The following is a 7500-nucleotide window of genomic DNA, read 5'->3' on the forward strand; positions in this document are numbered from 1 at the left end:
TTGGAAAATATCTCTGATTTATGGAATAGTGCCTTAAAAGAATTAGAAAAAAAGGTAAGCAAGCCTAGTTATGAGACATGGTTAAAATCCACAACCGCTCATAACTTGAAGAAAGACGTATTAACGATTACAGCTCCGAATGAATTTGCTCGTGACTGGCTAGAATCTCATTACTCCGAACTAATTTCAGAAACACTATACGATTTAACAGGGGCAAAATTAGCAATTCGCTTTATTATTCCCCAAAGTCAAGCTGAAGAGGACATTGATCTGCCTCCAGTTAAGCCGAATCCAGCACAAGATGATTCAGCTCATTTACCACAGAGCATGTTAAATCCAAAATATACATTCGATACATTTGTTATTGGCTCTGGTAACCGTTTTGCCCATGCAGCTTCATTAGCTGTAGCTGAGGCGCCAGCTAAAGCGTATAATCCACTCTTTATTTACGGAGGAGTTGGACTTGGAAAGACACATTTAATGCATGCAATTGGTCATTATGTAATTGAACATAATCCAAATGCAAAAGTTGTATATTTATCATCAGAAAAATTTACAAATGAATTTATTAACTCTATTCGTGATAATAAAGCTGTTGATTTTCGTAATAAATATCGCAACGTAGATGTTTTATTGATAGATGATATTCAATTTCTTGCTGGAAAAGAACAGACTCAAGAAGAGTTTTTCCATACATTTAATGCATTACACGAAGAAAGTAAACAAATTGTAATTTCTAGTGACCGACCACCAAAAGAAATTCCAACTTTAGAAGATCGTCTTCGTTCCCGCTTTGAATGGGGACTTATTACAGACATTACGCCGCCAGATTTAGAGACACGAATTGCGATTTTACGCAAAAAAGCAAAAGCTGAAGGGCTTGATATACCAAATGAAGTTATGCTTTATATCGCAAATCAAATTGATTCAAATATTCGTGAATTAGAAGGTGCACTTATCCGAGTTGTAGCTTATTCATCTTTAATTAATAAAGATATTAATGCTGATTTAGCAGCTGAAGCACTTAAAGATATTATTCCAAATTCTAAGCCGAAAATTATCTCTATTTATGATATTCAAAAAGCTGTCGGGGACGTTTATCAAGTGAAATTAGAAGATTTTAAAGCGAAAAAACGTACAAAATCAGTTGCGTTTCCTCGCCAAATTGCAATGTATTTATCGCGCGAGCTTACAGATTCCTCTTTACCAAAAATAGGTGAAGAATTTGGTGGACGTGATCATACAACAGTTATCCATGCCCATGAAAAAATCTCTAAACTACTAAAAACCGATACGCAATTACAAAAGCAAGTTGAAGAAATTAATGGTATTTTAAAGTAGTAGCTGAATAGTGTGAATAACTTACCTTGTTTTACGCACAGTCTATCCACATGTAGATAGACTGTTTTTACATCCTTTAGCGGAGTTATCCACATATCCACAAGCCCTATTACTATTACTACTATTTTTTATCTTTATTAATTAAATAAAATCTTATACTTACCGGAGGTTTTTCTTTATGCGTTTTACAATACAAAAAGACTATCTTGTAAGAGGTGTACAAGATGTAATGAAGGCAGTTTCTTCTCGTACAACAATCCCAATTCTTACGGGAATTAAAGTTGTAGCGACTGAAGAAGGAGTTACATTAACAGGAAGCGATGCTGATATTTCTATTGAATCGTTTATTCCAGTCGAAGAAGCTGGAAAAGAAATCGTAGAAATAGCTCAATCAGGAAGCATTGTTTTACAGGCAAAATATTTTAGTGAGATTGTAAAAAAACTACCTAAAGACACTGTCGAAATTTCTGTAGAAAATCATTTTATGACAAAAATAAAATCTGGAAAATCAGAGTTTAACTTAAATGGTTTAGATTCTGCAGAATATCCGTTATTGCCACAGATTGAAGAACATCATGTATTTAAGATACCAACAGATTTACTTAAACATATGATCAGACAAACTGTATTTGCAGTTTCTACTTCTGAAACAAGACCAATCTTGACAGGTGTAAACTGGAAGGTATATAACAGCGAGTTAACTTGTATTGCAACAGATAGTCATAGGCTGGCACTTCGAAAAGCAAAAATTGAAGGACATAATATTGCAGATGAATTCCAAGCTAATGTTGTTATTCCAGGTAAGAGCTTAAATGAATTAAGTAAAATTTTAGATGAGTCTGAAGAAATGGTAGATATCGTTATTACGGAGTATCAAGTATTATTCCGTACAAAACATTTATTATTCTTCTCAAGATTGTTAGAAGGGAATTATCCTGATACGACACGTTTAATTCCGGCAGAGAGTAAAACGGATATTTTTGTGAATACAAAAGAATTCCTACAAGCAATTGATCGTGCTTCACTATTAGCAAGAGATGGCCGCAATAACGTTGTTAAATTATCAACTTTAGAGCAAGAAATGCTAGAGATTTCTTCGAATTCACCAGAAATCGGAAAAGTTGTCGAAGAAGTACAATGCGAAAAAGTAGATGGAGAAGAGTTAAAAATATCTTTTAGTGCAAAATATATGATGGATGCATTGAAAGCTTTGGATAGTACAGAGATTAAAGTTAGCTTTACTGGGGCGATGAGACCGTTCTTAATTCGTACAGTAAATGATGATTCAATTATTCAATTAATTTTACCGGTTCGTACTTACTAGGTAAGGAATAAGGGTTGCTAGTTTAAAGATGCTAGTGGCCCTTATTTGATTTTTGGGTATTACTTTCCTAATGCTAGTTTATTTAGTACAATGAAAGAATGAACACTTTCAGAAAGTGAGCGATTTTATGAAACGTATTAAAATTTCAACAGAGTATATTACACTAGGACAATTTTTAAAGTTAGCTGATGTAATTGATACAGGTGGCGCTGTAAAATGGTTTTTACAAGAATATGAAGTGTACGTGAACAACGAACTTGAAAATAGAAGAGGTCGCAAACTATATGCGAATGATGTTATTGAAATTCCAGGAAGCGGAACTTTCCAAGTTCAGGCATAAAGGGGGAGCCCTTTGTTTATTTCAGAAATACAATTAAAAAACTATCGCAATTATGAAAAATTAGAGCTTTCCTTTGAAGATAAGGTAAATGTAATTATCGGCGAAAATGCGCAAGGGAAAACAAATTTGATGGAAGCTATTTATGTTTTAGCGATGGCGAAATCTCATAGAACCTCTAATGATCGCGAACTTATCCGCTGGGATGAAGATTTTGGTCAAATAAAAGGGAAATTACAAAAAAGAAACAGTTCTTTGTCTTTGGAATTAAATATTTCGAAAAAAGGTAAAAAGGCAAAATTAAATCAACTTGAACAACAAAAGTTAAGTCAATATATTGGCGTGATGAACGTTGTCATGTTTGCCCCAGAAGATTTAAATCTTGTAAAAGGAAGCCCTCAAGTAAGAAGACGCTTTTTAGATATGGAATTAGGACAAATAGCTCCTGTATATTTGTATGAATTAAGTCAATATCAAAAGGTGCTCACGCAACGAAATCACTTGTTGAAAAAAATGCAAGGGAATAGTAAGAATGAGGAAACGATGTTGGATGTATTTACACTTCAACTAATTGAGCATGGTGCGAAAATACTGCAAAAACGTTTTGAATTTTTGCATTTGCTACAGGAATGGGCAGCTCCAATTCATCGAGGTATAAGCCGTGGATTAGAAGAGTTAGAAATTGTCTATAAACCAAGTGTAGATGTATCAGAATCAATGGATTTGTCGAAAATAAAAGAAGTATACTATGAAAGTTTTCAATCTGTGAAACAACGTGAAATTTTCCGTGGTACGACTTTGATTGGTCCTCATCGTGACGATTTACAATTCTTCGTTAATAGTAAAAATGTTCAAGTCTTTGGTTCGCAAGGACAACAACGAACGACCGCACTATCCCTAAAATTAGCTGAAATTGAATTGATTTATTCAGAGGTTAAAGAATATCCAATCCTTTTGTTGGATGATGTTTTATCAGAATTAGATGATTATCGTCAATCACATCTTTTAAATACAATTCAAGGAAAAGTGCAAACATTTGTTACAACGACGAGTGTCGACGGAATTGAACACGAAACATTAAAAGAAGCGAAAACAATTCATGTAACGAACGGCACTGTAGATTGTGAAATAGATAGGGAATAACCCCTGTTTAAATGGAAAAGTAGGTGATCTTTGTGTCAATGGAACAAAAGCAAATGCAAGAAAATGCATATGATGAAAGTCAGATACAGGTGCTTGAAGGACTAGAGGCAGTTCGGAAACGCCCTGGTATGTATATTGGATCTACAAGTGGAAAAGGGCTTCACCATCTTGTTTGGGAAATCGTAGATAATAGTATTGATGAAGCACTTGCAGGTTATTGTGATGAAATTAATGTTAGTATCGAAGAAGATAATAGTATTCGTGTAACGGATAATGGGCGTGGTATTCCGGTTGGTATACAAGAAAAAATGGGACGTCCAGCTGTAGAAGTTATTATGACTGTTCTCCACGCCGGTGGTAAATTTGGCGGTGGCGGTTATAAAGTTTCTGGTGGTTTACATGGTGTTGGGGCATCGGTTGTAAATGCTCTATCAACAGAATTAGAAGTATTTGTACATCGTGAAGGTAAAATCCATTACCAAAAATATGAAAGAGGTATTCCGGTTGCGGATTTAAAAGTCATTGGTGACACAGATCAAACAGGAACAATAACTCGATTTAAACCAGATCCGGAAATTTTCCAAGAAACAACAGTATACGATTTTGATACGCTAGCAACTCGTATGCGTGAATTAGCGTTTTTAAATCGTAATATTAAATTAACAATTGAAGATAAACGTGAACATAAGCAAAAGAAAGAATTCCATTACGAAGGTGGAATTAAATCATACGTTGAGCATTTAAATCGCTCAAAACAACCGATTCATGAAGAGCCTGTGTACGTAGAAGGTTCAAAAGATGGTATTCAGGTTGAGGTTTCTCTTCAATATAACGAAGGATACACAAATAATATTTACTCATTTACGAATAACATCCATACGTATGAAGGTGGTACACATGAGGTAGGTTTTAAAACAGCTTTAACTCGTGTAATCAACGACTATGGTCGTAAAAATAGCATTTTAAAAGATGCGGACAGTAATTTAACTGGTGAGGATGTTCGTGAAGGTTTAACAGCAATTGTATCAATCAAGCATCCAAATCCACAATTTGAAGGACAAACGAAGACAAAACTTGGGAATAGTGAAGCGAGAACAATTACAGAGTCTGTATTCTCAGAGGCATTTGAAAAGTTCTTACTAGAAAATCCTAATGTAGCGCGAAAAATTGTAGAAAAAGGTACGATGGCTGCACGTGCACGTGTAGCTGCGAAAAAAGCGCGTGAATTGACACGTCGAAAGAGTGCGTTAGAAGTTTCAAGTTTACCTGGTAAATTAGCTGATTGCTCTTCGAAAGATCCAGCAATTAGTGAAATTTACATCGTAGAGGGTGACTCTGCGGGTGGATCTGCAAAACAAGGACGCGATCGTCATTTCCAAGCAATTTTACCGCTGAAGGGTAAAATTATTAATGTGGAAAAGGCGCGCTTAGATAAGATTTTATCAAATGATGAAGTTCGTACAATTATTACGGCAATCGGTACAAATATTGGTGGAGACTTCGATATTGAAAAAGCACGCTATCATAAAGTTATTATTATGACCGATGCCGATGTTGATGGTGCACATATTCGTACCCTATTATTAACGTTCTTCTATCGTTATATGCGTCAAATAATTGAGTGTGGTTATATCTATATTGCACAGCCGCCATTGTTTAAAATACAACAAGGTAAAAAAATTCAATATGCTTACAACGATAAGGAACTTGAAAAAATCTTAGCTGAGCTACCAGCCCAGCCGAAACCAGGAATTCAACGTTATAAAGGTCTTGGGGAGATGAATCCAACTCAGCTATGGGAGACGACAATGGATCCAGAAGTACGTTCATTACTTCAAGTTTCCCTTCAAGATGCAATTGAAGCAGACGAAACATTTGAAATTTTAATGGGAGATAAAGTAGAGCCGCGTCGTAACTTTATCCAAGAGAATGCAAAATACGTGAAGAACCTTGATATTTAAATGAGTAATGACAGGAATCTAAGTATTCCTGTCTTCTACATATAAATCAATGTATGTGTAACGGAAATGTAAGAGGAGGTGCTCGTTGATGTCAGACAATCAACAACAAGCACGAATTCGAGAAATTAATATTAGTCATGAAATGCGTACCTCATTTTTAGATTACGCAATGAGTGTTATCGTATCTCGTGCATTACCAGATGTTCGTGATGGATTAAAACCTGTGCATCGTAGGGTTTTATATGCGATGAATGATTTAGGAATTACAGCTGATAAAGCGTATAAGAAATCAGCACGTATTGTCGGTGAAGTAATCGGTAAGTATCACCCTCATGGTGATTCAGCCGTTTATGAAACAATGGTACGTATGGCGCAAGATTTTAGTCAACGTTATATGCTTGTAGATGGGCATGGTAACTTCGGTTCTGTAGATGGAGATTCAGCAGCTGCAATGCGTTATACAGAGGCAAGAATGTCTAAGATTTCTATGGAATTAATACGTGATATTTCAAAAAATACAATTGATTATCAAGATAACTATGATGGTTCCGAAAGAGAACCGATAGTACTACCAGCGCGTTTCCCTAATTTATTAGTAAACGGTACAACAGGTATTGCTGTTGGTATGGCAACAAATATACCGCCGCATCAGCTTGGCGAAGTAATTGATGGTGTGCTGGCATTAAGTCATAATCCTGATATTACTATCGCGGAATTAATGGAATACATTCCAGGTCCAGACTTTCCGACGGCAGGTTTAATTTTAGGAAGAAGTGGAATTCGAAGAGCTTATGAAACAGGTCGCGGTTCCATTATGCTTCGTGCTAAGGTTGAAATTGAAGAGAAGTCAAACGGTAAACAATCTATTATCGTAACTGAACTACCTTATCAAGTTAATAAGGCACGATTAATTGAAAAAATCGCAGAATTAGTTCGCGATAAGAAAATTGAAGGTATTACAGATTTACGTGATGAATCAGATCGTAATGGTATGCGTATTGTCATGGAAGTACGTCGTGATGCTAATGCAAACGTACTATTAAACAATCTATATAAACATACAGCGCTTCAAACAAGTTTCGGTATTAATATGTTGTCTCTTGTAAATGGGGAGCCACAAGTACTAAATTTAAAACAAAATCTATATCATTATTTAGAGCATCAGAAGGTAGTAATTCGTAGACGTACTGCTTATGAATTAGAAAAAGCAGAAGCACGTGCTCATATTTTAGAAGGATTACGAATTGCTTTAGATCATCTTGATGAAGTTATTACGTTAATTCGTAGTTCAAAAACGGCAGATATTGCAAAGCAAGGCTTAATGGAACGTTTTGGTTTAAGTGAGAAACAAGCGCAAGCGATTTTAGATATGCGTCTGCAACGCTTAACTGGAT

The 7500-nt window shown here is 35.4% G+C and carries 6 protein-coding genes (1 of these 6 only partly in view); all 6 read left to right on the forward strand.

Annotated elements, in window-relative coordinates; genetic code table 11:
• Positions 1-1341 (forward strand): chromosomal replication initiator protein DnaA, encoded by a 1341-nt coding sequence (gene dnaA, locus DN399_RS00005; RefSeq protein WP_000428017.1) that lies wholly within the window; start codon positions 1-3, stop codon positions 1339-1341.
• A gap of 178 nt (positions 1342-1519) precedes the next feature.
• Positions 1520-2665, forward strand: a complete 1146-nt coding sequence (gene dnaN, locus DN399_RS00010; RefSeq protein WP_006919875.1) for a DNA polymerase III subunit beta — start codon at positions 1520-1522, stop codon at positions 2663-2665.
• 127 nt (positions 2666-2792) lie between these two features.
• Positions 2793-3005, forward strand: a complete 213-nt coding sequence (yaaA, locus tag DN399_RS00015; protein WP_000821364.1) for a S4 domain-containing protein YaaA — start codon at positions 2793-2795, stop codon at positions 3003-3005.
• Positions 3006-3017: 12 nt separating this feature from the next.
• A complete protein-coding gene (gene recF, locus DN399_RS00020) occupies positions 3018-4145 on the forward strand; it encodes a DNA replication/repair protein RecF (RefSeq protein WP_000470745.1) in 1128 nt (375 codons plus the stop codon).
• A 38-nt stretch (positions 4146-4183) separates the two neighbouring features.
• Positions 4184-6106, forward strand: coding sequence for a DNA topoisomerase (ATP-hydrolyzing) subunit B (gene gyrB, locus DN399_RS00025; RefSeq protein ID WP_000435982.1), 1923 nt, complete (start codon positions 4184-4186; stop codon positions 6104-6106).
• 88 nt (positions 6107-6194) lie between these two features.
• Positions 6195-7500 carry the 5' portion of a DNA gyrase subunit A gene (gene gyrA, locus DN399_RS00030; RefSeq protein ID WP_001282864.1) on the forward strand. The gene runs 1166 nt beyond the window's last position, so only the first 1306 of its 2472 coding nucleotides appear in the window; the start codon lies at positions 6195-6197; its stop codon lies off the right edge, out of view.

Source organism: Bacillus sp. AR4-2, from assembly GCF_008274865.1.
Lineage (GTDB): Bacteria > Bacillota > Bacilli > Bacillales > Bacillaceae_G > Bacillus_A > Bacillus_A cereus.